This is a genomic window from Sphingobium amiense, assembly GCF_003967075.1.
Lineage (GTDB): Bacteria > Pseudomonadota > Alphaproteobacteria > Sphingomonadales > Sphingomonadaceae > Sphingobium > Sphingobium amiense.
The window spans coordinates 292,187-317,855 of record NZ_AP018664.1 but is presented as its reverse complement, the minus strand read 5'-3'; the positions used below and the strand labels follow the sequence as shown (position 1 = coordinate 317,855).

General features: G+C 65.7%; 20 protein-coding genes and 1 tRNA gene. 13 read left to right on the top strand and 8 right to left on the bottom strand.

The window, feature by feature from the left end; all coding sequences use genetic code 11:
- Positions 1–52 precede the first annotated feature (52 nt).
- From SAMIE_RS01490 to agaR, 4 genes are all read left to right on the top strand, one after another.
- Complete coding sequence (locus tag SAMIE_RS01490) at positions 53–1,624, top strand: sodium/sugar symporter (protein ID WP_066700845.1); 1,572 nt, start codon at positions 53–55, stop codon at positions 1,622–1,624.
- 7 nt (positions 1,625–1,631) lie between these two features.
- On the top strand, positions 1,632–2,501 hold the full coding sequence (locus SAMIE_RS01485; protein ID WP_066700846.1) for a 2-dehydro-3-deoxygalactonokinase: 870 nt from the start codon (positions 1,632–1,634) through the stop codon (positions 2,499–2,501).
- Positions 2,498–3,148 carry a 2-dehydro-3-deoxy-6-phosphogalactonate aldolase gene (locus SAMIE_RS01480; RefSeq protein WP_066700847.1) on the top strand — a complete coding sequence of 217 codons (651 nt, stop codon included), beginning with the start codon at positions 2,498–2,500 and terminating at the stop codon, positions 3,146–3,148. Before SAMIE_RS01485 ends, SAMIE_RS01480 begins: the two co-directional genes overlap by 4 nt.
- A 147-nt stretch (positions 3,149–3,295) precedes the next feature.
- Entirely contained in the window at positions 3,296–4,075 is a 780-nt protein-coding gene (agaR, locus tag SAMIE_RS01475; RefSeq protein WP_066700848.1) for a transcriptional repressor AgaR, read from the top strand.
- Here agaR and SAMIE_RS01470 read toward each other — a convergent pair.
- Positions 4,072–5,217 carry an amidohydrolase family protein gene (locus SAMIE_RS01470; RefSeq protein ID WP_066700849.1) on the bottom strand — a complete coding sequence of 382 codons (1,146 nt, stop codon included), beginning with the start codon at positions 5,215–5,217 and terminating at the stop codon, positions 4,072–4,074. The genes agaR and SAMIE_RS01470 overlap by 4 nt on opposite strands.
- Positions 5,218–5,331: 114 nt before the next feature.
- Between SAMIE_RS01470 and SAMIE_RS01465 the strand changes: the two genes are divergently transcribed.
- The 8 genes from SAMIE_RS01465 to SAMIE_RS01430 all read left to right on the top strand — a co-directional run bounded on the left by SAMIE_RS01465 (position 5,332) and on the right by SAMIE_RS01430 (position 16,187).
- Positions 5,332–7,416: a glycoside hydrolase family 36 protein gene (locus tag SAMIE_RS01465; RefSeq protein ID WP_066700850.1), complete on the top strand. Its 2,085-nt coding sequence runs from the start codon at positions 5,332–5,334 to the stop codon at positions 7,414–7,416.
- On the top strand, positions 7,413–8,315 hold the full coding sequence (locus tag SAMIE_RS01460; protein WP_066700851.1) for a DMT family transporter: 903 nt from the start codon (positions 7,413–7,415) through the stop codon (positions 8,313–8,315). Before SAMIE_RS01465 ends, SAMIE_RS01460 begins: the two co-directional genes overlap by 4 nt.
- 86 nt (positions 8,316–8,401) lie before the next feature.
- The gene (locus SAMIE_RS01455) at positions 8,402–9,685 is read left to right on the top strand and encodes a D-tagatose-bisphosphate aldolase, class II, non-catalytic subunit (protein WP_066700852.1); all 1,284 of its coding nucleotides are present in this window, start codon (positions 8,402–8,404) and stop codon (positions 9,683–9,685) included.
- The gene (locus tag SAMIE_RS01450; protein WP_232037342.1) at positions 9,678–10,799 is read left to right on the top strand and encodes an SIS domain-containing protein; all 1,122 of its coding nucleotides are present in this window, start codon (positions 9,678–9,680) and stop codon (positions 10,797–10,799) included. The genes SAMIE_RS01455 and SAMIE_RS01450 overlap by 8 nt, the downstream gene beginning before the upstream one ends.
- A complete protein-coding gene (locus SAMIE_RS01445) occupies positions 10,796–11,737 on the top strand; it encodes an N-acetylglucosamine kinase (RefSeq protein WP_066700853.1) in 942 nt (313 codons plus the stop codon). Before SAMIE_RS01450 ends, SAMIE_RS01445 begins: the two co-directional genes overlap by 4 nt.
- A 4-nt stretch (positions 11,738–11,741) precedes the next feature.
- A complete protein-coding gene (locus SAMIE_RS01440) occupies positions 11,742–13,250 on the top strand; it encodes a tryptophan halogenase family protein (protein WP_083952496.1) in 1,509 nt (502 codons plus the stop codon).
- Entirely contained in the window at positions 13,247–14,671 is a 1,425-nt protein-coding gene (locus tag SAMIE_RS01435) for a tryptophan 7-halogenase (RefSeq protein WP_066700854.1), read from the top strand. Before SAMIE_RS01440 ends, SAMIE_RS01435 begins: the two co-directional genes overlap by 4 nt.
- A complete protein-coding gene (locus SAMIE_RS01430) occupies positions 14,658–16,187 on the top strand; it encodes a tryptophan halogenase family protein (protein WP_066700855.1) in 1,530 nt (509 codons plus the stop codon). Before SAMIE_RS01435 ends, SAMIE_RS01430 begins: the two co-directional genes overlap by 14 nt.
- 44 nt (positions 16,188–16,231) lie before the next feature.
- On the opposite strand, the gene SAMIE_RS01425 is transcribed toward SAMIE_RS01430, so the two are convergent.
- Together SAMIE_RS01425 and SAMIE_RS01420 are read right to left on the bottom strand one after the other, a co-directional pair.
- Entirely contained in the window at positions 16,232–18,094 is a 1,863-nt protein-coding gene (locus SAMIE_RS01425) for an NPCBM/NEW2 domain-containing protein (RefSeq protein ID WP_162849014.1), read from the bottom strand.
- 60 nt (positions 18,095–18,154) lie between these two features.
- Positions 18,155–21,430, bottom strand: a complete 3,276-nt coding sequence (locus SAMIE_RS01420; protein WP_066700857.1) for a TonB-dependent receptor — start codon at positions 21,428–21,430, stop codon at positions 18,155–18,157.
- 195 nt (positions 21,431–21,625) lie between these two features.
- Here SAMIE_RS01420 and SAMIE_RS01415 point away from each other — a divergent pair, with 195 nt between their 5' ends.
- The gene (locus tag SAMIE_RS01415; protein ID WP_066700858.1) at positions 21,626–23,068 is read left to right on the top strand and encodes a DUF4832 domain-containing protein; all 1,443 of its coding nucleotides are present in this window, start codon (positions 21,626–21,628) and stop codon (positions 23,066–23,068) included.
- Between the two features lie 90 nt (positions 23,069–23,158).
- On the opposite strand, the gene SAMIE_RS01410 is transcribed toward SAMIE_RS01415, so the two are convergent.
- The 5 genes from SAMIE_RS01410 to SAMIE_RS01390 form a co-directional block, all read right to left on the bottom strand.
- A tRNA-Arg gene (locus tag SAMIE_RS01410) sits at positions 23,159–23,235 on the bottom strand.
- 37 nt (positions 23,236–23,272) lie between these two features.
- Positions 23,273–23,749, bottom strand: a complete 477-nt coding sequence (locus SAMIE_RS01405) for a DUF1178 family protein (RefSeq protein ID WP_066700859.1) — start codon at positions 23,747–23,749, stop codon at positions 23,273–23,275.
- On the bottom strand, positions 23,746–24,576 hold the full coding sequence (locus SAMIE_RS01400; protein ID WP_066700880.1) for a carbon-nitrogen hydrolase family protein: 831 nt from the start codon (positions 24,574–24,576) through the stop codon (positions 23,746–23,748). Before SAMIE_RS01400 ends, SAMIE_RS01405 begins: the two co-directional genes overlap by 4 nt.
- Before the next feature lie 5 nt (positions 24,577–24,581).
- Complete coding sequence (gene grxC / locus SAMIE_RS01395) at positions 24,582–24,839, bottom strand: glutaredoxin 3 (RefSeq protein ID WP_066700860.1); 258 nt, start codon at positions 24,837–24,839, stop codon at positions 24,582–24,584.
- 43 nt (positions 24,840–24,882) lie between these two features.
- The gene (locus SAMIE_RS01390; protein ID WP_066700881.1) at positions 24,883–25,632 is read right to left on the bottom strand and encodes a ComF family protein; all 750 of its coding nucleotides are present in this window, start codon (positions 25,630–25,632) and stop codon (positions 24,883–24,885) included.
- Between the last annotated feature and the right edge of the window lie 37 nt (positions 25,633–25,669).

Genomic DNA, 25,669 nt, shown 5'->3' with positions numbered 1-25,669 from the left:
GCCAAGACCCGGTATCGCATTTCCGGACCCGGTCAGGCGGAGGGGGACAGCGGTGAATCTCGCGACAATCGACATCGTTGTGGTGGTGGCTTACGCGCTGGGCATTTTCGCGCTGGCGCAGTGGGTGAGCCGCGACAGGGCCGGGACCGCCAAGAACAGCACGGATTATTTTCTGGCCTCCAGGTCGCTGCCATGGTGGGCGATCGGCGCTTCGCTCATCGCGGCGAATATCTCGGCGGAACAGATCGTCGGCATGGCAGGATCGGGCTACGCCATCGGCCTCGCCATCGCGTCCTACGAATGGATGGCGGCGCTGACCCTCATCATCGTCGGCAAATTCTTCCTGCCGATCTTCCTGCGCAACGAAATCTACACGATGCCGCAGTTTCTGGAGCAGCGTTACGGCACGTCAATCCGCACCGTGATGGCGATCTTCTGGCTGGCGCTCTATATTTTCGTGAACCTGACGTCGATCGTCTGGCTGGGATCTATCGCCGTCAATCAGGTCGCGGGCGTCGATCAGGACGTCGCGCTGTTCGCGCTCGGCGGCTTCGCCCTCCTCTACCAGCTACGAGGCGGTCTCAAGGCCGTGGCGCTTACCGACATCGTGCAGGTGACGCTGCTCGTCGCGGGCGGCCTCATGGTCTCGGCGCTCACCCTGTCGCGGATCGGCGGCGGTGAGGGCGCGGTCGCGGGCTTCCTGATCCTGATGGAGCGCGCGCCGGGTCATTTCGACATGATCCTGTCGCCAGACAATCCGCACTATAAGGAACTGCCCGGCGTCGCCGTGCTGGTGGGCGGAATGTGGATCGCGAACCTCAGCTACTGGGGCTTCAACCAATATATCATCCAGCGCGCACTCGCCGCCAAGAGCCTTGGCGAGGCGCAGAAGGGCATCGTCTTCGCCGCCTTCCTCAAATTGCTGATGCCCCTCGTCATCGTCGTGCCCGGTATCGCGGCGGTCGTGCTCGCCCCCGGCCTGGCGCGCCCCGATCAGGCCTATCCGACGATGCTCCGGCTGCTGCCGTCGGGACTGCTAGGTCTCGTCTTCGCGGCCCTGATCGCCGCGATCGTCGCCTCCACCGCGTCGAAGATCAATTCGATTGCGACGATCTTCACGCTCGATCTCTACGCCAAGTTCGGGCGGAAGGCTGCCGCCCATGACGAACGCAGGCTCGTGCTGGTGGGGCGCATTTCAGCCAGCGTCGCCATCCTGCTCGCGCTGCTGACCGCACGGCCCCTCATCGGCCAGTCGGATCAGGCATTCCAGTTCATTCAGGAATTTTCCGGCTTTTTTACGCCCGGCATCACCGTGATCTTCCTCCTCGGGCTGTTCTGGAAACGCGCGAACGAAGCAGGCGCGATTGCCGCCGCCATCGGCTCGGTCGTCCTGTCCTACGTCTTTCGCGAAGCGATGCCCGGCTTGCCCTTCCTCAACCGCATGTCGCTCGTCTTCGCGATCACACTGGCGCTCGCGGTGGTCCTCTCACTGCTCGTGCGAGCGCGCGGCGACTCCAACCGCATCACGATGGAAGGCGTGACTTTTACCACGTCGCGGCAGTTCAACCTCGCCGGTGTGGCCGTGATCCTGATCCTTATCGCCCTCTATGCTACCTGGTGGTGAGGCAGTCATGACACAGGAAAGGTTCATCGCCGCCGACTGGGGCACCACCAACCGGCGCCTGTATCTGATCGAAAAGGGCGAGGTCGTCTGGACCGAACGCGACGACCTCGGCGTCGCTGCGCGGCCCGATTTCGAGGGCGAGATCGGCGCGCTGCGCGCCCGCTTCGGCGCCATGCCGATCCTGCTCGCCGGAATGGTCGGTTCGTCGATCGGGTGGCGCGAAACGCCCTATGTTCCGGCCCCCGCCGATCTGAAGGCGCTCGCGGCCCAGTGCTTCAATGTCGGCGAAGGTGTCCATATCGTTCCCGGCGTCGCGCTGGTCGGGGCGGGCCGCGCCGATGTGATGCGGGGTGAGGAGGTGCAGATCCTCGGCGCAGCCGCAGCGGGACTTGTGCCTGCCGACGCGCTGCTGATCCAGCCGGGCACGCACAGCAAATGGGCGGAGATCCGGAACGGGGTGCTCACGCGCTTCACCACCGCGATGACCGGCGAACTGTTCGGCCTGCTCCGGCAGCACAGCATTCTCGCGTCCGCGCTCACGCATCGCGTTGACGCGAACGAGGCCTTCGACCGGGGCGTGCGGGAGGGGTTGCTGCGCGATCTTTCCGCCAGCCTCTTCGGCATCCGCGCCGCCATTCTGACCGGCGGACTCGATCCCAAAGACGCATCCTCCTTCGCGAGCGGCCTGCTGATCGGCGCGGAAGTGGCGGCGCGGCTGGGCGACTATGAAGACGGCGCCGCCTATATTCTGGCCGACGCGCAGTTCGGAGCACTCTACGCCGCTGCGCTCGCCATTGCCGGTCGGGAAGCGCATATCATCGACAGCCACGCCGCTTTCCTGAGCGGCATCATCCGCATAGAAAGCCTTTTGCCGTGACGCTCCTCCATGATTTCGAAGCCGCCTTTCGGGCTTGCCCGCTCGTCGCCATCCTGCGCGGCGTCGCCCCCGAGGAGGTGGAATCTGTCGGCGAAGCGCTGGTCGGTGCGGGGATCGGCCTCATCGAGATTCCGCTCAATTCGCCGCGCCCGCTGGAGAGCATCGAACGGCTGGCCGGTGCCCTGCGCGGGCGGGCGCTGGTGGGGGCAGGCACTGTCCTTACCCTTGGAAATGTGCGCGATGTCGCCGCCGCCGGGGGTCAGATCATCGTGTCGCCCAACAGCGACCCGGCGGTGATCGGCGCGACGCGAGAGGCGGGACTGATCTCGCTGCCGGGCTTTTCCACGCCGAGCGAAGCCTTCGCCGCGCTCGGTGCGGGCGCGACGGCGCTCAAGCTCTTTCCGGCAGAGGCCGCCAGCCCGAAAATCCTCGGTGCGATCCGCGCCGTGCTGCCCCGCGAGGTCGCCGTGCTGCCTGTAGGAGGCATCGAAGTAGACAGCATGGCGCCATGGCTCGCCGCCGGGGCATCGGGCTTCGGCCTTGGCTCCTCGCTCTACAGGCCGGGCCGGTCGGCAGAAGAGGTTGGCGCGAAGGCGCGAACATTCGTCACCACGCTGGCGTCGCTTCGCGCCGCCGGGACGCCTTAAAAGATCGGACCTGAGCCTCAGCTCCAATCTTTCCGTTTACTTTCCTTATCTGTCTTTTGGCCCTTAATTTTTCCCCGTTCCTGCGTATAAGACAGGCAGTGGCGCAGGTGGGCGCTTATCCCGGCGAAGCGGAGACGAAGACACAAGATGCCTGTTACGCGAGACACCAGCCGCCGCCGTCAGGTCATCAGCGCCCTTGTGCGCGAGGAGGGCAGCGTTCAGGTGGCCCCGCTCGCCAAGCGGTTCGGCGTCACGATGCAGACGATCCGCAAGGATTTGCAGTTCCTTGCCGATCGCGGCATCGCCGAACGCTCCTATGGCGGTGCAATCGCGTCCGACGCCGTCAACCTGACCCGCGAACTGCCCGCGGAGGACAAGCGGGCGATCAATGCGGCGGAAAAGCAGCGCATCGGCGCGCTGGCCGCCGCGCTCGTCCGTCCGGGGGAATCGATCATCCTCGATTCCGGAACGACGACGCAGGAAATCGCCCGCAACCTGCCGGACGACGAATCCATCACCGTCCTCACCAACGATCTCGACATCATGACCATCCTCGCCGCGAGGCAGCATATCACGGCGGTGATGCTGGGTGGCGCGCTGCGCCGCCGCAATCGCTCACTCTATGGCGCGCAGGCGGTGGCGGCGTTTGACGATCTTCATGTCGACAAACTGTTCCTTGGCGTCGACGGCATGGATGTCGAACGGGGCATCACCACCCATTTCGAGCCGGAGGCGATCCTCAACCGGAAAATGGTGGCCGCCGCATCGACCGTGATCGCCGTGACCGACCGGACCAAGTTCGGCCGGGTATGCCTGCACCGGATCGTCCAGCTCGATGAAATTCACGCGCTGGTGACCGATGGCGCGGTCCCGGAAGATATCGAACTGGCCGCACAGCGCGCCCGGATCGCGATCCACAACGGCTAGCGGCCGGTCACAGCGGCAGGATCGGGCGAGAGACGGAAGAAGCGCCGGGCGTTGCTCCAGTAAATCTTGTCGATCACCGTGCGGGGCAGCTCCAGCCCCGCGACATCCGCGTCGATGGCGTCGACATGCTGGACAAGGGGGGTGGCGAGATAACGCCAGTCGGCGCGCCACACCGCTTCCGCCTGCGCGACGAACGCGCCGGTCGCGGGCGGATTTTGCGCGGGAGCATGGTCGTCAGGGGGATTGTCCGTGAGGTCGGTCGCGTAGAGCAGCCGGTCCTGATATTTGATGAAGAAGGCGCGGACCTTGTCCCGGTCAGCCTGCGACTGGACCTGAAGATTGGACATGCGCGCGGCAAGATCGACCACCGCGCCCGGATGGCGGTCGAGAAAGCCCGCGAGCGCATCGACGCTCCATTCCAGACTGCCGAGGTGCGCGCCGTCGAACGCCAGATCGGGATGCCGCGCAACGAACCTGTCGCGGATCTCCATCAGCTTTTCATAGCTCGGCTCGGCGGGGTGGAGATACATGTGATATTGGGGATGATCGCGATAATAGTTGCGGTCGTTGAGCGTCGTCATCCGATCGAGCGGCAGCCAGCAGTTACGCGGCTCTCCCTGATGCGCGATCAGCGGCACGCCCGCCGCCGCAAGATGCGCGATCACCGGATCGAAGCGCGGATCGTCCAGAAACACGCGCCGGCCCTCGGTATCGCGGGCCACCATTCCGACATTCTTCCAGATCTTCACCGCCACCGCGCCTCCTGCAAGGGCAGCGTCGATCCCGGCGATTGTCCTGTCTGACCAGCCAGCGCCGCCGAAGCCGTCCATCGGGAAGGTCGTCGCATAATCGAACAGCCGGGGTTCGGCCGCCTTCATCCGCCGCGCGACCCCGGCCTGTTCCGCAAGGGCCGGAAAATCGGGATAGTCGACGTTGATCGACAGCACCGCGAAGCCACGGTCACGCGCGAGCTTCAGGAAGGCGGGATCGTAAATGTTGATGTGGACATGGGCGTCCATCTTGGGAACCGCCGCGAAATCCTCCTCTCCATAGAATGCGGGAGCAGCGGCGGAGCGCGGCAGCGTGGCGCAGGAAGCGAGGACCAGCGACGCCGCCATGATGGATAAACAGCGAAACTTCATTCCCGCTCTCCTAAGTCATAAGGAAAGATAACGATACAAAATGTTTCTTTGTGTTTGCACATTCGGGAAAATGGTGCAACCTCGTCCGATGATCGGGATCAACAGGCGGTGACGATGACCGGAAGTCTGGCGACGACGCGCCGCAACCTTCTCATCCGGATGCTGGCGAGCGCGGCTACGACCGCCCTGCCTCTCCCTGCAACCCGCGTCTTTGCCGCAGTCGGCTCCGTGACGCCAATATCCGATGGCGTGCTGACGCTGGCTATCGACGACGCCCTGCGCATGAGCCTCCTTTTCAAAGGTCGGTCGATCTCTCCATCGCAGGCGCAGGACAGCATCCTGCTGGCGCAGGGAGAGGAGCATCCCACCTTCGTCGTCATCGAACGGCAGGCGCGCAGGGCTGATACGGAGACTCTGCACAGCATACGCGCTGTGTCCGCCAGCGGTCTGGAACTGGCGAAGACAATCCGGTTCGACGCCGCCTATCCCGGTTTGGCGCTGATCGAAACATCGCTCCGCAACATCTCGAACCGCACCATATCCGTCGCGCGATGGACACTCGCAGACCATCTGCTGAAGCGCGGAATGGAGGGACCGGCATGGAGCTTTGCCGGAGCGTCCTATGCCGACCGGCGCGACTGGGCTCAGCCCGTCACTCCCACGTTCGACCAGCGCAATTTCATGGGTATGAACGCGTCGGACTATGGCGGCGGCACGCCGGTTGCGGATGTGTGGAACCGGAATTTCGGCATCGCGGTGGGCCATCTCGATACCGTGCCGCGCCTCGTGTCGCTTCCCGTCGCCGCGACGGGAGCAGGAACGCGCATCGCCCTTGTCGATGATCGCCCGTTCAGCCTTGCGCCGGGCGAAAGCTTGCCTCCCCTCCCCACTTTCGTGATGGTTCATGAGGGCGATTTTTTCCGCCCGCTGGACGCCTATCGCCGCCTGATGGCCGATCGCGGCCTCGCAGCGCCCACGCCCCCCGCGGCAAGTTATGATCCGATCTGGTGCGCATGGGGCTATGAGCGAGACTACACGCCCGAACAGGTTTTCGCGACGCTGCCCAAGGCGCGGCAGCTCGGACTGCGCTGGGCGGTGCTCGACGACGGGTGGCAGCAGACGATCGGCGACTGGACGCCCGACCGTGGCAAATATCCCGCCGGAGATGCCGACATGCGCGCCTTCGTCCGCCAGATCGACCGCAACGGCATGCGGGCGAGACTCTGGGTCGCGCCGCTGGCGGCGAAGCCATCGTCGCAGTTGCTGCGCGATCATCCCGACTGGCTGCTCCTCGGCCCGGACGGCAAGCCGCAGACGATAAGCTGGTGGGACGCCCTCACGCTGTGCCCCGCCCACGAACCGGTCGCGGCGCATTTCCGCGCGCTCGTGCGCAAGATGATCGGCGAATGGGGCTATGCCGGACTGAAACTAGACGGGCAGCATCTGAACGGCGTCGCGCCCTGCCACAACCCCGCGCATCATCATGCCCGGCCTGAGGAATCCATCGAAAAACTGCAGGATTTCTGGAAGCAGCTTTATGACGAAGCGGTCGCGGCCAATCCGCAGGCCGTGGTGGAAATCTGCCCATGCGGCGACAGCTTCGCCTTTCACAACCTGCCCGCCACGAACAATGTGCCTGCCGCAGACCCGCTGACATCGTGGCAGGTCCGGCTCAAGGGCAAGGCGATGAAGGCGCTGATGGGGCCGCGAGCCGCCTTCGCGGGCGACCATGTCGAACTGTCCGATGGCGGCAGGGACTTCGCCTCGAGCTATGGGGTCGGCGCGATCGTCTCGACCAAATTCACCTGGCCGCGCGACACCGACCGTCCGACCGCCACCCTCCCGCCGGGCGGCTATGTGCTGACCCCCGAAAAGGAAGCGCACTGGCGCAGGTGGATCGACCTTTATCAGGACAACCGGCTGTCGCAGGGCGACTATCGGGGTGGATTATATGACCTCGCCTTCGACCGGCCGGAGGCTCATGCCATCGGCAAGGATGGCGCTATGCACTACGCCTTTTATGCGCCCCGTTTTGATGGCGAGATCGAACTGCGCGGTCTTGGCGAAGGCGCATACTGCGTCGTCGATGCCCTGACCGGCAATCCGGTGGCGACGGTCACCGCCGCCGCCAATCGCGTCAGGGTGGCGTTCGACGGGCATCTGATGCTGCGCACCCTCCCGGCGGGAGAAGACGCATGAAGGCCTCCGCAGGCCGCGCATGGCTTCTCTATGCGCTGACGACCGTCATCCTGTGGGGCGTGTGGGGCGCCCTGTCCGGCCTGTCGAGCGATTATGGCTTTCCCGCGACGCTGGTCTATGGCGTCTGGGCGCTGACGATGATCCCGCCCGCGCTCATCATCCTGCGGATGGACGGCTGGCGGCTTGCGACGGATCGCCGCTCGATTTTCTACGGCATGGCCGTCGGCCTGCTGGGGGCGGGCGGGCAGATGATCCTTTTCTACGCGCTCGCGCGCGGCCCCGCCTATTTCATCTTTCCGGTGATCTCCCTGTCTCCGGTCATCACCATCGCCATGTCCTTCTTCCTCCTTGGGGAACGCACGGGCCGGATGGGAGCGGTCGGCATCGTGCTCGCACTTGCCGCCCTGCCTCTTTTCGATCTGGCGCCCGGAGGCGATGGCAGCCACACGGCGGCATGGGCGATCCCGGCGCTCCTCGTGATGCTGTGCTGGGGCCTTCAGGCCTACCTCATGAAGGCGGCCAACAATGTCATGCCCGCCGCCAGCATCTTTGCCTATATGACGGTGTCCGGCCTCGCGCTCATTCCGGTGGCGTGGAGCCTCACCGATTTTTCGGCCGCGATCAACTGGGGATGGAGCGGGCCGGGACTGGCCGCAGCGGTCCAGCTTCTGAACGCAATCGGCGCGCTCACACTTGTCCTCGCCTTCCGGACGGGCAAGGCGCTGGTGGTGGCGCCGCTTTCGAATGCGGGCGCGCCGCTGGCGACCGCACTCCTTTCGCTCGCCATCTTCGGCGTGGTTCCCACTTATCTGAAAAGTCTCGGCATCATTCTCGCCCTCGTCGCTTCGCTGCTGCTGGCGATGGAACCGGACGAAAGCAGTGCGAAACAAACGCAATAACACGACCGGGCGCATAACGTTCGTTTTGTATCTTTTCATTGCCTTTAATTACCACCATTGCTATGCATCGGTCAGCAGAGGGGATCATGGATAAATTCAGCCGTTTGTTTGCAGACCATAAGGCCGGGCATGTTCGCGGCATCGCCTCGATATGCTCCGCGCATCCGCTCGTGATCGAAGCGACGTTCCGTCATGCGCTGGGCCGGGGCCGCGAGATGGTGCTGGTCGAGGCGACCTCCAATCAGGTCAACCAATATGGCGGCTATACCGGCATGACCCCGGCCTCCTTCCGCGCCTTCGTGGAATCGATCGCGCAACGGGTCGGCTTCCCCTGCGAGGCGATCATTCTGGGCGGCGATCACCTCGGCCCCAATGCCTGGACCGCCCTGCCCGCCGCAGAGGCGATGGAGCGCGCCTGCCGGATGGTCGGCGACTATGTCCGGGCGGGCTTCCGCAAAATCCATCTCGACTGCTCGATGAGCTGCGCGGACGATCCCGAGCCGCTCGACAAGCAGGTGATCGCTGAACGCGCCGCGACCCTGTGCGCCGCGGCCGAGGCTGCCTTTTCCGGCCCGCGGGAGCTTGCGCCGCTTTACGTGATCGGCACCGAGGTTCCGGTGCCGGGGGGCGCCGCCGAGGATCTCGACACGCTGGCGGTGACGACCCCGGCCGACGCGCTCGAAACCATCGCGATCCATGAACGGCTGTTTCACGCAGCGGGCCTTTCCGACGCATGGACGCGCGTAATCGCGACGGTTGTCCAGCCTGGCGTCGAGTTCGACCATGACAAGGTCATCGACTATGATCCCGCCGCGGCAGCCGATCTCGCCGCCTCGATCCAGCCTGTCGACGGTCTGGTGTTCGAAGCGCATTCGACCGACTATCAGACGCCCGACGCGCTGAAGGCGCTCGTCCGCGATCATTTCGCCATCCTGAAGGTCGGACCCGGCGTGACCTTCGCCCTGCGCGAGGCGCTGTGGGCGCTCGACGCGATGGAAGGCGAACTGGTCGAGCGGGCGCAGCGCGGCCGCCTTCGCGACACGGCGCTCGACCGGATGCGCAGCGACCCGGCGCACTGGCGGAAATATTATCATGGCGACGGCGAAGCGCTCGGCTTCCAGTTGCAATACAGCCTGTCCGACCGCATCCGCTATTACTGGCCCGATCCGGCGATCACCGTTGCGCAGGAAAGGCTGTTCGCCAATCTGCGTGCCAGTCCGCCGCCGCTGCCGCTCATCAGCCAGTATCTTCCGTCCGCCTATCATGCCGTGCGCGCGGGCGTCGCGAGCTTCGACCCTGCCGATCTGGCCATGGCGCATATCGCCGCCACTCTCGATGACTATGATGGAGCCTGCAATCCCGATGCCTGACGTCCAAGACACCACCGCCGACTGGACGCTGCGCGAAATCAGGCAGCAGCCGCTCACGTTGCGGGAAACACAGAAGCTGATCGACGGCGAGGGCGGGAGGATCGACGCGTTTCTGAAGCCCCTCCTTGCCCGGAAAGAGCTTCGGATGATCCTTGCCGGGGCGGGAACGTCGGCCTTTATCGGCGACAGCCTCGCGCCGTTTCTGTCCCGGGTGCTGGGGCGTAGCGTGGAAGCGATTGCGACCACCGACATCGTCAGCGCCCCGCACCTTTACCTGCGGCGTGAAGCGCCGACGCTGCTCATATCGTTCGGACGGTCGGGCAACAGCCCCGAAAGCAGCGCCGCCATCGACCTTGCTGACCGGATGATCGGGGAAACCTATCACCTTATCGTCACCTGCAATGCGGACGGCGCACTCGCCCGGCTTGCCGGTCCCCGCATCGCCACCCTCGTCCTGCCCGAAGCGACACATGACCGCGCTTTCGCCATGACCTCCAGCTTCACGGCGATGATGCTCACCGCCCTGCGCGTGCTGGGCGGCCCCGGCGGAGCGCAGGCTGCTACCGCAGCGATCGCCGATGCCATCGTCGACCTGATCGAGGGTGAGGAGGACCGCGCCGCGCGGCTGGCCGCGCAGGGCTTCGAGCGCGCGGTGTTCCTGGGGAGCGGCGTGCTGGCCGGGGTCGCCCGCGAAGCGGCGCTCAAGCTGATGGAACTGAGCGACGGGGCGGTGGCGACCTGCTTCGATACGTCCCTCGGCTTCCGCCACGGTCCGAAGACATTCATCACGGATCGCACACTGGCGGTGATGTTCGTCTCGTCCGATCCGCTGACCCGGCGCTACGACCGCGATCTCCTGACCGAGTTGCTGAAAGACGGAAAATGCGGGATGGTGATCGCGATCTCGACCCGCGAGGAAAGCTGTGAGACGATCCGGATCTCCGCTCTGGAAGACGCCAGCGATGCCGAACTCGCGCTTGCCTATATCGTCCCTGCGCAACTTCTTGCCTATCAATGGTCGCTGAAACTGGGCCTCGATCCCGACAGCCCGAACCGCAGCGGCACGGTCAACCGCGTCGTTCAGGGCGTCGAGATCCACCGGCCCGCAGCATGACCCCCCTTTATCTCGGCGTCGATGGCGGAGGCACGAAAACAGCGTTCGCCTGCATCGACGGCGACGGCGCCGAACAGATACGCTTCACCGCCGCCGGAACCTATCATCCCGAACTGGGAACCGATGCCGTCATCGAAAGGCTGCGCAGCGGCGTGGAGCGCGCCTGCGCCATGCTCGGAATAAGCGCGGACGCGATCACCGCCGCCTTTTTCGGTCTGCCGGCGTTCGGCGAGGATGCCGGTGCCGACATGGCTCTCGACGCTGGCTGCCGGTCGATCCTGGGGCATGACCGCTATCGGTGCGGCAATGACATGATCTGCGGCTGGGCAGGCTCCTTCGCCTGCGCGGACGGCATCAACGTCGTCGCGGGAACCGGGTCCATCGCCTATGGCGTTCGCGGCGACAGCGCCGCGCGCGCGGGCGGCTGGGGCGAAATTTTCAGCGACGAAGGATCGGCCTTCTGGATCGCCGCGCGGGGTCTCGCCGCCTTTGCGCGGATGAGCGACGGGCGCGCGCCGAAAGGCCCGCTCCACGCGCTGCTGCGCGATGCGCTGGCGCTCCAGCACGATCTCGACCTGTGCAGCGCGGTCATGGGAGCGCAGGCGCCCGGACGCGACGGAATCGCCGCGCTCGCCCCGCTCATTCTCGAAGCGGCGGAGGCAGGGGACGCCGACTGCGCCGCCATTCTGACAGAAGCGGCCGACCATCTCGCCGATCTCGCCTTCGCGGTGCGGGCCGCAGTCGGCTTCGCGCCGGGAGAACGCGCCGCCCTGTCCTGGTCGGGAAGCGTCCTCGCCCTTGCGCATCCGGTGCGGCAGCGCTTCGTCGCGCGGCTCGAAGAAGCCTCGCTGTTCGACATCGTCGAGCCGCAGCACGATCCGGCCTATGGCGCGGCGCTCTATGCGCGCGACCGGGTCCGCACCGGCCAAAGGGTCTAGGGCGATGCAGGCCAGCCAGACCGGCGCGGCGTCGGGCGGAACCCGCGTCGTGATCGTTGGCGGCGGCACGGCAGGATGGATGACCGCCAGCGCGCTCGCGACGCTGATGGGCGGCGCAGTCGACATCCACCTCGTCGAGAGCGAGGAGATCGGGATCGTCGGTGTGGGCGAAGCGACCTTGCCCCACCTGCGCGCCTTTCTCGAACGCATCGGCGCCGACGAAGCCGCGTTCATGGCGGCAACGCACGCCACCTACAAACTCGGCATCCAGTTCGACGGTTTCGGATGCGAAGGCCAAAGCTACATCCATCCGTTCGGCACCTATGGCCGGCCGCTTGCGGGCGTGGGCTTTCACCATTTCTGGCTTCGGGCGCGGGCGGAAGGGCATGCCGCACGGATCGACGAATATTCGCTCGCAGTGATGGCCGCCGAGGCGCGCCGTTTTGCCCGCCCGCAGCCTGATGCGGCGCAGGTCGACAGCTTCGGCTACGCCTACCAGTTCGACGCGACGCTGTTCGGCCCCTATCTTCGCGGCATAGCCGAGCCGCGTGGCGTCACCCGCACGGAGGGCCGCGTGGCCTCGGTCGAGCGTGATGCGGAAACCGGCGACGTGCGCGCGCTGCTGCTCGCGGACGGACAAAGGATCGAAGGCGACCTCTTCATCGACTGCTCGGGCTTTCGCGCGCTCCTGATCGGCGACGAAGCATGGGAAGACTGGTCGCACTGGCTGCCGTGCGACCGCGCGGTCGCGGTGCCATGTCGCGCCGCCGATGCCGGGATCGAACCGTTCACGCGCGCGACCGCGATGCCTGCGGGCTGGCGCTGGCATATTCCGCTCCGCCACCGGGTCGGCAACGGCTATGTTTATTCCAGCGCGCATTGCAGCGACGAGGAAGCCGCCTCGGCGCTGCTCGCCGCGATTGAGGGCGAGGCGCTTGCCGAACCGCGGCTGCTGCGCTTCCGCGCGGGCCGCCGCCGCCGGAGCTGGGTCGGAAATGTCGTTTCGGTGGGGCTGGCCTCGGGCCTTCTCGAACCGCTGGAATCGACGAGCATCTACCTCATTCAGATGGCGATCACCGGTCTCGTCGAACATTTCCCCGGACGCGGCATAGACCCGATCGAACGCGACGCCTTCAACCGGGAAGTCGACTATGAATATGACCGCATCCGCGATTTCCTGATCCTCCATTATCATGCGACGGAGCGTCGGGATTCCAGCTTCTGGAACCATGTCCGCACCATGGACATCCCCGACACGCTCGCCGAAAAGCTCGAACTGTGGCGCAGCGCCGCGCTGGTGCCGCAATATCGGCGCGGGCTGTTTCTGGAACCGAGCTGGATTTCGGTTCTGGTCGGACAGGGGGTGTTGCCCGAAGGATGGGACGTGCGCGCCGAACTGCCGGAATCCGGCGGTCTCGCTGCCGCGCTGCGCGGCCTGCATACGCATATCGCCAGTCGCGTCGCAGCCATGCCGCCGCACCACGCCGCACTCGGCGCACGGGCTGCGCCATGATCGCGGCCAACAGGCGGCGGCCGGTCGAGACCGCTATGGTGCTCGGCGCGGGACCGGTAGGCCTGCTCGCGGCCATCGCCCTCAGGCGCGCCTTGCCCGTTGCGACGATCCACCTCATCGACACGGGCCATGCGGGGGGAACGCTCGCGGACTCCTTCCCCCTCGCCTATCCGCCCGCGCTTGCCGTTCTCGACAGGCTGGGCCTTGGCGAAGACATGCTCGTGCGCGAATGCGGCGCGACCCACAAACTCGCCGACCGGTTCCATGGCTGGGGCCGCGAGGATTTTACGGTCTCCGTTCAGGAAAGCGAAGTGACGACAGGCGGCGTCCCGATGCGGCTGGTCGCAGGCGCGCGTGGCGACGTGCGGACTGGCCTTGGTGGGGCGGCGGCTCTTGCCGAAAAGGATCGCCTCGCGCCCGACCGGCTCGATGGCAGCGCGGCGGGTCGCGACATCGGGTACGCGCTGCGGCTGGACGCGCCCCGCCTCACCGCCTGCCTGCGCACCATCGCCGCCAGAGCGGGGGTTCGCCATGCCTCGGCTGCATCGGTCACGCTGACCGTCGCGGCGGACGGCACCCTGTCGGTCGCCGCAGGCGCAGAATTGCCGGTGGTGGTCGACTTGCTCATCGAAAGTCGCGGCGCGGGCCATCTCCTTGCCGATGCCCCTGCCGAAGACTGGAGCGCGGAGATACCGGAAGGCAGCGTCTGCCGCGAACCGCTGGCGTGCCACCCTTCGCTCAGCGATCTTATCACGGCGCACGGCTGGGGGTGGACGACGCTGATGCCCGGACAGCGCGATGGCGAACGCGTGTCGGTTTTCGACATTGAGAGTGCCCGTCACGCAGAAGGCCTCATCCGCGAAACGGCTGCGGGGGCGATCCCCTTCCGCACCGGGCGGCTCACCTGTCCGATGGATGGCCGCCGGGTTGCGCTGGGCGACGCTGCGGCGATTGCGGGGCCGCTCGGCCATTTTGGTTTCAGCCTCGCGCTGCTCCATCTCGACCTGCTGCTGGATCTTCTGCCAGCCGCCTCGCCCGAGCCGGTGCTCGCGCGCGAATATAATCGCCGCGCGAACCTCATGTCCGACGAACTGCGGGATTTTGTCGCGCTGCTGTTTGCTTTCCACAAAGCCGCGCGGCCCGGCCCGGCGGCCGCCCGCCTCGCGCTCGTTATCGAGCGGTTTGCGCGAACGGGCCGCCTGCCTTTGCGCGAAACGGACCTCGTTTCGGACGCGGCATGGGTGGGGGCGATGGCGGGCCTCGTCGAGGCAGCGCCCGGTTATGACGTGACGGCGGAGGCTCTGGCCACCGGCGCAGGGGCCGCGCTTGCAGCACGCCGGCGCGAAGTGGAAGCGCTCTGCGCATCGCATCCGGCCTACCGCCTGTGGCTGGAGGAAAGGATGGCCAATGGCAACGGTTGAAGGCCATCAGATCCGCGACATCGTGATCGTGGGCGGCGGCACGGCGGGCTGGATGATGGCGGCGGCAGCCTCGCGCGTCCTCGCCGATGGCCGCCGCCGCATCCGCCTGATCGAATCCGACGCAATCGGCGCGATCGGCGTGGGCGAGGCGACCATTCCCCCGATCATCGGCTTCAACGACCTGCTCGGCATCGACGAGGACGCATTTCTGTCGGCCACGAAGGGCAGCTTCAAGCTCGGCATCCAGTTCGAAAACTGGGGCGCGGTCGGCGAGCGCTATTTCCATCCGTTCGGGCGGACCGGGCGCGACTTTGAGGGCATACCCTTCCACCAGCTCTGGCACTGGCTCCGTGACGAAGAGGGTGTCGGGCCGCTCGAAGATTATTCGATGTGCGCGGTGGCGGCGCGGCACGGGCGCTTCGCTGCCCCTTCCGCAGACCCGCGCTCGCCGCTCTCGAACCTCAGCTACGCCTATCATTTCGACGCCGCGCTCTACGCCGCCTTCCTGCGCGCCTATGCCGAGGAACGCGGCGTCGAAAGGATCGAGGGCCGTATCCTCGGCGCGGAGCTGGACGGCGAAAGCGGCAATGTCGCCGCCGTCCGGATGGAGGGCGACCGGCGCGTGGCGGGCGATCTCTTCATAGATTGCAGCGGATTTCGCAGCCTGCTCCTGGGCGAAGCGCTCGGCGTGCGGTTCATCGACTGGTCGCACTGGCTTCCCTGCGACCGCGCGATTGCCGTCCCGACCGAAAGCGAACCGGCTATCGCGCCCTACACCCGCTCGCGTGCGCATGGCGCGGGCTGGCAATGGCGCATTCCGCTTCAGCATCGCACCGGCAACGGCCATGTCTTTGCCAGCGCCTTCATGGGAGAAGAGGAGGCGCAACGCATCCTGCTGGACAATCTCGACACGGCGGCGACGGCGGAGCCTCGGCTCATCCGGTTCCGGACCGGCGTCCGCGAGCGGCTCTGGCACCGCAATGTCGTGGCCCTCGGGCTGGCCGGCGGCTTTCTGGAGCCGCTCGAATCGACCAGCATCCACCTCATCCAGACCGGCATATCAAAGCTGCTGGCGCTGTTTCCCGACCGACGCTGGGCCGATGTCGAGCGCGACGAATATAATAGGCTGATGACGTCGGGCTACGGCGCGATCCGCGATTTCATTGTCGCCCATTATCACGTCACCCGGCGGGCCGACACGCCGTTCTGGACCTATGTTCGGACGATGGACATTCCGGATACGCTTGCCCGCCGCCTTGCGCTCTACCGGCTGAAAGGGCGCATCTTCCGTTACGACGATGAACTGTTCACCGTGGGAAGCTGGTCCGCAGTCCTCAATGGACAGGGATTGCCCCCTGCGGATGTCGACCCGCTGACCGCTGCTCTCGACGGCGAAGCGCTCGCCGGGGCGATGCGAAAGATGCGGCAGGTTCACGAGAATATGGCCGTGCGCCTGCCCCCGCACCGCAGAGCGATAGAGCAGGGGCAAAAAATGCGGTCTGCACAGCCGGTATAGCCTGTGCAGACCGCAGTCGGCGTGCAGCCCTTAAAACCGAAATCTCATCGCGACAGCTTTGCGTCCGCCCAGCCGATCATCGGCGGAAGCCCCTTCCCCTTGGGCGACGCGGCGACCAGTTCGACGATTTGCGCGCCGGAAACGTCCGCACCGATGGTCTGGCTCTTTGCACTGGCCTTCATCTCGGCGACCAGTTTGCGATCGGCATAAACCCGAAAGGTGACGGGCGCGGCAGCGCCAAGAACAATCGGCGTGGCGGTAAAGCGCGCAAATTCGCCCCGCGCCGCGATTTCGAGGCGTGAACCGGCAAACAGTCCGACGCCCTTTGCATAGGACCGCGATCCGGAAGCGAGCGCCGTTCCATCGGGCGCGGCCGCCACGCGCGCGGGCGTCCAGTCGTCAGGCAGCGCCCGGTTGCCCAGCCCGTCGACCGCCACATTGATGCGGCCGGGCATCTCGTCGAGCCACAGCGCCTTGGGGTCCGCAGGCGTTCCCCTGACGCGAAACAGCTTCGCCTCATGCGGCGCGAGATCGACGCTGATCGCACCCGTCGCAGGCGCGAGCGCGGATTTGGTCCAGACGTCGCGCACGGCAGCGGGGGTTCCGGCAGCAAAGCCGAGCTGATCCCAGTCCGCCTTCAGCGAAATCGGCCTGTCGCCACGGTTGAAGAAGGCGACCGCGCGCGCGCCCGGCCCCGAAAGCGTGCGCACCATCACCATGCCCTCGCCGCTGCGATAGGCCACGCCCTGATTGCCCGATGCGTCCTGGTCGATGGCGATCACCTCGCGATTGCCGACGATGTCGAGCAGCGCCTGCGGCGACTGGCGCAGGTCATAGCCGAGCAGCAGCGGAGAGGCCATGATCGCCCACATAGTCATGTGCGCGCGCGCCTCGGTCAGGTGATTTTCGTCGAAATCGCCATGGCCTATCGCCAGCATGTCCGGGTCGTTCCAGCGCCCCGGCCCGGCATAGAGCGTGCGGTAGACGGCGCTGTCGATATTGCGCAGCATGCTTTCCCACGTAAATTCTATGTCCGGGCTGGTGCGCCACAGATTGCCGTGGCGATGGCCCCAGCGCGGCGACAGCGCCTCGCCCCATGCGCAGATGCTGAGCACCGCGTCAGGACCGCCCCATTTGCGGATCGCGGCGCTCAGTGCGGCATATTGCGCCTCGACCGCCGCCGGATCGGACTTGGGAATATCGCCCCGCACGATAGTGGGCGGGAAGACCGCGAACTGCCCCGACCGGACCGGCTCGACATCGGGCGCATAGTCCGCCACCCCGCACGCGTCGATCTTCACATAGTCGAAGCCCCATGTGGCGAACATGGTCTTCATGTCCTGTTCGCCATGGTCCATGGCGCCCACCTGCCGTTCGGCGACCGAGCCTACAGGAAGATTGGGGCTGGCCGCATCCCAGCGCTGGGCGCAGGTGTTGCGGCCGATGTCGGTGTAAAGTCCGGCTTTAAGTCCAAGGCCATGAATGAAATCGGTGAAGGGACGGAAGGAACCGGTCGCGCTGTGATCGACGCTTGCCGACGGGAACATCGTCTCCCGGATCTTGAGCGCCCCGTCAGCGAGCCGCTGCAATGCCCAGCCATCGTCGACGTTGACGTAGAGATAGCCGAGTTGGGCGAGGCCGTTGTCGACCAGAGCCTCCGCCGATCCCCTGATCTTCGCCTCGTCTACGTCCGTGCGAAAGGCGTTCCAGGGATTCCACCCCATCGGCGGCGTCTGCGCCGCCCGCGTGTCGTAGACCGAAAACGTGCCGCTGGGGTCAAGGGGCGATGCCGCGTCCTGCGCAGCGGCAGGCAGCGAGGACAGCAGGACCGCCGCCAGCGCGGCCCGTGCCGCAAAGTGCCGCTTGCCGCCCGATCGCCCTGCCTTGCCCATCGCCGCTCGCCTCACATCATGCTCCTCTGGCGGTCGAGCGGGGGCCGGTTGCGCGACCCCCGCGCCGTGCATTTTTCAGAACTTCAACCGGGCCGTCAGCGCGAACTGACGGTCGTTCTTGAACCAGGAACGCGGCGTCCGCAGACCCTGACCGTTGAGCGCGAAAGAGGTCTTGAGCGTCGTGTCGAGCAGGTTCTGGGCCTCCAGCACGAATTTCAGCGCGGACGTCACGTCATAGGCGATGGACGCGTCCATCTGGCCACTCGCCTCATTATAGACCGGCCCGAACGGGAAGCAGCAATCGAGGCGTGTCAGCAGGAAGCGCGAGCGCCAGCTATAGGCGACCCGCGCCTGCAGCGCGCTGCCCTGATAGAAGAGGGCCGCGTTGAAATTATGCCGCGACAGGCCTTCGAGCGGCAGATTTTCGTAAAGCCCTGTGATGTCGATCGTCGGCTGGTTGCCCGTTTCGACCAGATTATTCGACGGCGCATAGGCGGGCGGGCCGATCACGATCTTGCCCACGTCGATATAGGTATAGGATAATTGCGTGCCGAAACCTTTGAGGACGCCGGGCAGGAAATCGAACGTCTGCTGATAGGCGACTTCCGCGCCCTTGATCTTGGTATGCCCGGTGGAATTGGCCGGCCCGCTGACCGTCACGGGCAGCGTCACGCCGTTGTTCGTCAGGTTGCGGGTATATTCCTGGTTCGACACGATGACCTTGTCGAGATCCTTGTAAAAGAGCGCGAGGGTCAGCGAACCGACCGGCGCGAAATACCATTCCGCCGTCAGGTCGAACTGCCACGCTTCGACCGGACGAAGATAGGGATTGTCCGCCCGCGCGGTGAATCCACCCGTCTGGTTGTTGAAGGTCAGGCCGACATAATTGCGCAGCTTGCTGAACTCGGGCCGCGAAATCGCCTTGGACGCCGCGAACCGGAAGAGCAGCTTGTCAGTCGCATCGAGCCGGACGTTGAGCGAAGGCAGCCAGTGATCGAACTTGTTGTTGGCCACATTGCCCAGCGATGCACCATTGGCGAAGGCGAGCGCCGCCTGCTGCTGCTGGGGCGTCACCCCCGGACCGCAGAGCGCCGGGATCTGGCCATTCGGCTGATTGGCAATGTCTGTGCAATAGTTAGCAAAATTGCCTTTGAAGCTATCGGGGATGACCTGATCCGGCGGCGCAAAATTGATCGCGCCGGACGACTTGTCGATCGTGCGCACATAGCGGACGCCGATATTACCGGACAGCTTCATGGTGCCAAGATCGGTGCCGAACTTCACCGAAGCATAAGCTGCCCATGTGGTCTCGCTATTCGGATAGACCTCGCTCGGCAGGAAATAGCCCTTGATAAGGTTTGTCCCGCGATCCTCGATCGGCTGGAAGAAGCCGGGGGCGGCGATCGAGCGTGCATAGTCGATGAGCGCGCCGGGCTTCTCAAGGATGGAATCGCGCATGAACAGCGCGCCCGCGGGCTGCTTCACGTCGCCATGGAAAAATCCGGGGAAGTCGTAGAACTGAAGATCGCCCGGCGTCGTGCTGACGAAGCGCGGACCGCCGTCGATCCATGTTTCCGACAGCGCGCCCCAGTTGTTGAACTCGTTGGTGCGGACGGTCTGCTGGCGCTTGGCATGGCGGGCGCCGACGCGGATTTCGCGCAGGAAGCTGTCTTCCGAAAAATCGTAGGTGAGATCGGCGCGCAGCGAATATTCGTCGCCATCGTTGATCCCGCGATTTTCGACCGCCGAACGATAATAGGTCGCGTTGCCGTCAGCGATATAGGTCGCCGGATCGAAACCGGGCGTCACGAACTGCACGTCGGGATATTTGCCGGTCAGGTCGATCGACATGTTGGTAAGCGTATTGAAATTGATCGCGTCGTCCGCATTGGTCACGCGCGATGTCGCATATTGACCGTCGATCGCGATGTGCAGCCGGTCGGTCGGCGACCATTTGACGTTAAGGGAAGCGTCCTGCGCCGTCACCTTGTTGTAGGCGGTTCGGTTCGACAGCTTGGTGAAGATGCCGCCCGGAATGAACTGGTTATATTCGCACCATGAACTCGAACCGTCGGGCGCCGTGCAGCCATAGCCGGGCCGTCCGCCGCTGTGGACGAGCGTGCCGGATTTAAAGACGCCATTGTCGTCATACATGAAATTGGCGTTGGGATCGTGGGGATAGCCTTCCTGATCGAGATAGCCCGCCGGATAGATCATGCCCGCGTCGGGAAACCAGTTGTCGCTCTCGATGGTCCGCTCGGTCCAGCGTTCGCTGAAGCGGGAGCGGATATATTCCGCCGTGACCATCAGGTTGCCGCCGGCATTTTCATACTGAAGCGATGCGTTGATGCTCTGGCGTGACCGGTCGAAATCCTGCGAGCGGAATCCCGCGCCGAGCGGCGTATAGACCTGATCGAAGCCCGCCGGAGTCGGGAAATTGTCGCAGACCCGCAGCGCGTAAGGCTGGCCGGGGTTGATGATCCGGCCGACCGAGCAGGTGGAGCCATCGGCATCGAACGGCGCATTGAAGCGTGGCTGAAATCCGTTGAGGAAGATCGAGTCCGCGCGGCTATATTGTTTCGAATAGCTGCCGCCCACAAGAAAGCCGATCCGGCCGCCCGACGCAAGATTCCACTGATTGCTGAACAGGCCTACGAACGCCGGGGCGGATTTTTCGGCGATGTCGCCATAATTGACGCCGGCGGACAGGAAGATGAGCCGCTTGGCGGAATCGAAGGGCTTGCGCGTGTTGATGCTGACCGTGCCCGCAATCCCGCCTTCCACCATGTCGGCGGTCAGGTTCTTGTAGACGTTGACCGACCCTGCAAGTTCCGCCGGGACATCGTCGAACCCGAGCTCACGCCCGCCCGATGCCGAAAAGGCGTCGCGGCCGTTAAATTCGCTGCGCACATAGTTGAGGCCACGGACCGTAACGCCCGAACCCTGCACCGAGAAATGCGCCGAGTCATTGGGCGCGGCGAAGCGGTTGATCGCCACGCCCGGAACACGCTGAAGCGCTTCGTTGATCGAACGGTCGGGCAGCGAGCCGATATCGTCGGCGGTGATGACATCGACCACGGTTGGAGCGGCGCGCTTGATCTCCTGCGCTTTTTTCAGGCTCTGCCGGATGCCGGTCACGATGATCGTGCCCTGATCGGCGGGCTTTTCCGCCACTTCCGGGGCAGCGACCCCTGCGGCCTCGTCAGCCGCCGGAGCCTGCGCGAACGCGGGAAGCGCGGTGAGCGCGGCGATGATCGACCCGCCAAGCATGAGCGCGCGCCGGGCCGCCTCCTGCTTCGAGAGGCGGACGCCCATGCCGATCTTGCCACCGACGCTACGCTGTTCCGACATGCCTACTCCCCCTCCCAAGGTTCAAGATCGCCTGCCTGCGGCCCGGATCTCCTCCCGCCAGCCCGGCCTTCAGCGGAAATCGCAAATATATGATAATTTGTCAAAGGAAAAAAAAGGAAAGTTGCGGGATCGGCATTTTTGCGCCTAAAGCCGCCTATGCGCGCGGCGTTTCGCGACTATTTGGGAGGATCGGGTATGCAAGTTTCGTTTCCTATCTTTTCATCAATCCGCTGGAAAAGCCTGCTGTCCGCCGGGGCCATCCTGTGCCTCACCGGGCCGGCCCCATCCGGCGCGGCGAGCGAATCCTTGCCCGATGCAACGAAGATCACCTTCACGGCGGATGACGGCGCCCACCCCAATCCGGAACGCGGCTTTTACCGCTCGGCGACCGTCCCCCTTCAGGAACTCGGCATCGAGGAAGCACAGGCGGCCTTCGCGCAGGGTTATCGGCTGATCTATGTCCGGGTAGACCTGTCGGCCTATCGCGACGCCCCTCTGCCGGACAGCTTTCTGCGGAAGATCGGTCAGGGTTTCGCCAATGCGCGGCGCGGCGGGATCAAGCTGATCGTGCGGCCGATCTATAACTATCCCGCAGGCGAGACCGACTATGCCAAGGCCCAGGATGCTTCATTCCAACGCGTCCTTGATCATATCGCGCAGCTTCAGGGCGTCTTTGCGGAGAATGAGGACGTCATCGCCTTCCTCCAGGCGGGCTATGTCGGCGCGTGGGGAGAATGGCATACATCCTCGAACGACCTCGCCTCTCCCGCGCATCGCGCGGCGCTGATGAAGGCGCTGCTTGCCGCCGCTCCGCACGGACAGGCGGTGCAGTTCCGCTATCCCGCCTACATCACCGAGTTCCTGGCGGCCGAGGGCGGTCTCGGCGCGGCTCTGGCCAAGGGCATAAGGATCGGCTTTCATAATGACTGCTTCCTTGCCAGCGACACCGATGTCGGCACCTATTCCGAAGACCCCGCCGAGCGCGAAAAGGCGCGGCGCGCGATGGCGGATCTGGGCCGCGCCGGTCCGTTCGGCGGCGAAACCTGCAATCCGCTTGCCGCCGAGAACCCCACGCCGCGATCGTCGTGCGAAGCGATCGTCCGCGAAGGCGCGATGTTCGGCCTCACCTACCTCAATGACGGCTATTACCGGCCGCTGTTTCACGACCGGTGGCAGGCGGGGGGATGCCTTGACACGGTGCGCGCCAGCATGGGCTATCGCATTTCGCTGACCGGCCTTGCATTCGCGCGGACCGCGCGCCGCAACTCCGTCATGCCGCTGACCCTCAGCCTCCGCAACAGCGGCTGGGCGCCGCTCTATGCGGCAAAGCGGCTCAGCATCATCCTCCAGAACCGCAAGACAGGAAAGACGCGCGAATATGGCGCGCCGCGCGGCGATGTCCGCACATGGCTGCCCGGATCGTCGAAGGAGGTCGCGCTTCAGTTGCCGATCGAGGCCGATCTGCCCGCCGGCGAATATGAGATCCTGCTGGCGCTTCGCGACGGATCGGAGCGCCTCGCCAAAGATCCGCGCTACTCGATCCGCTTCGCCAACGCGGACGATGCGGCGAAAGGCCAGCAGTGGCAGGACCGGCAGGCCGCATGGAAAACAGGCGCGATCGTCGAAATAACCGAATGACGGGCGCCCGGAAGCGCCGGGGCGGATGACGACGCGCCGCGAAATGGTGCGCCCGGATGCGGCCGTCCTGCGTCTGAGGGCAGAAACATGTGGTGCGCCCAACAGGATTCGAACCTGTGGCCTTCGGATTAGGAATCCGACGCTCTATCCTGCTGAGCTATGGGCGCATGCCGTCACGCGCTCTATTGCGCCTGATCGTGCCGGTCAATTCTTGAACTGTGGCGGCACCACCGGGAGAGGCAGAGGCGCGACTTCGACGCCTTCCTCGATCAGCGCTTTCGCCTCGGCGGGAGCGACTTCGCCATGGATGCTGGCGCGGTCCTGCTCGCCATAATGCATCGCCCGCGCCTGCTCGGCAAAGCCGCGCCCGACCCAGGTCGATCCTTCCAGCGCCTTCGCCTGCGCGGTGCGGAGCGCTTCCATCATCGCTTGGAGTTTGGCGGGGTCCGGGGCGTTGGCGGCGACCGGAGCGGACTCTCCTTCGGCGCGGCGGGCAACGGCGCGGCTGTTGCCCTTGGGCGCGACGGCGGGGGCCATCACCGCCTTGGCGACGGACGTGTCGCCGCACATCGGGCAGGCGATGAGGCCGCGTTCGCGCTGGTCCTCATAGTCCGTGCTGGAACCGAACCATGCTTCGAACACATGGCCATGGCCGCTGCATTTCAGGTCGAACACGATCACGGGATTGTCACGTCCTCGGGAATAGGGCGGCGGTTGGCGATGGCGGGCACGCGGCTGCGCACATCCTCTATGCGCGCGAGGTCGAGATCGGCAAGGCCAAGCCCCTCCCCCTCGCCCATGTCGAGCAGCACCTCGCCCCATGGATCGACGACGAGGCTGTGGCCGTAAGTGGTGCGCCCATCCTCATGCGCGCCGCTCTGCGCGGCGGCGATGACGAAGCAGCCCGCCTCGATCGCGCGGGCGCGCAGCAGGACGTGCCAGTGCGCGCGGCCCGTGGGCACGGTGAAGGCCGCTGGCGCGAGCACGATCGTCGCGCCCGCATTGGTCAGCGCGCGATAAAGGTCGGGAAACCGCATGTCGTAACAGATGGAAAAGCCCATCCGCCCCCATGGCGTATCGGCGGCGACCACCCGTTCTCCCGGCCCGTAGACGGACGATTCGCGCCAGCTTTCCCCGGTGGCCAGATCGACGTCGAACAGATGGATCTTGTCGTAACGGGCGCGGATTTCGCCGCTGCCGTCGATCAGGAAGCTGCGGTTGGCAAGGCGACCGTCCGCCCGCTCGCCTTTCAGGGGCAGCGATCCCAGATGAACCCAAAGCCCCTCGCGCGCGGCGGCTTCGCGCACGGCGGCGAGCACCGGATCGTCCGCCTCGCCGCGCATGGTGGCCGCCGCCCGCGCACGGTCGCGGTCGAGGCAGCCCGCCATCTCGGGCGTGAAGAGCATGTCCGCGCCCTCGCCCTTCGCGCGCGCGACCATCTCCACGATGGCCGCGGCGTTGCGGGCGGGATCGACTCCGCTCGTCATCTGGAAGATCGCGGCGCGCATCTGCGTCACCCGGCGAGCAGCTCGTCCAGCCTGCCCTCGCGGTCGAGCTGCATCAGGTCGTCGCTGCCGCCGACATGGCGTCCGTCGATGAAGATCTGCGGCACGGTGGTGCGGCCCGGCGCGCGCTCCAGCATTTCCTCGCGCTTCGGGCCGCCCATCGTGATGTCATAATCCTGATAGTCGATGCCCTTGCTGTCGAGCAGCTTCTTGGCGCGGGCGCAATATCCACACCACGCCTTTGTATAGATTTCGACATTCGCCATGCGATGCTCCTTTGCCCGCAAATTGGGTGAACGCGCGGCTTTGTCAATCGGCCCCATGGTCGCCCGGCACCACGCGCGCCCAGCAGAGCAGGTGGACTTCGCTCGCGCCGCCCTGCCGCAAGGCCCGCGCGCAGGCGGCGGCGGTCGCGCCGCTGGTGTGCACATCGTCGATCAGGAGCACCGGGCGGCCCGCCAGCGCGTGCCCCTCTTCCAGCGCGAAGGCACCCTTCACCGCGCGGGCGCGGGCGGCGGGCTTCATGGCGCGCAAAGGCCGGGTGCGGCGGATGCGCCGCAGCGCGTGCCGGTCGACCGGCCATCCCGTCAGCCGCCCCAGATGATCGGCGATCAGCGCCGCCTGATTGAAGCCCCGCCACCAGAGCCGCCAGCGGTGGAGCGGCACGGGGACGATCACGGGCGCCCCTTCCAGTCGCAGGGCATGGCGCTGCATCTGCCGGGCGATGAGGCCCGCCAGCGCCACGCGCCGCCCATATTTGAGGCGCAGCGCGACATTGCGCGCCACATCGCCATAGGCCAGCACCGCCCGCGCGCTGTCCCACGGCGGCGGATCGGCGAGACAGGCCGCGCACTCCGCGCCCTGCCCCATGTCATGCGGGAAGGGAATGCCGCACCGCGCGCAGCAGGGTTCGCCCAGAAACGCCATGCCGCTCCAGCAATCGAGGCAGAAGCTGTGATCCTCCCCCACGATGACGCCGCATCCGGGGCAGCGCGGCGGCAGCGCATAATCGAGCGCGGTACGCAGCGCGGCCTTGAGAAGCGGGGCGAGAGGCATGATCGGCCTTGTCCCCGCTTCGCGCCTTCTGCACAAGGCC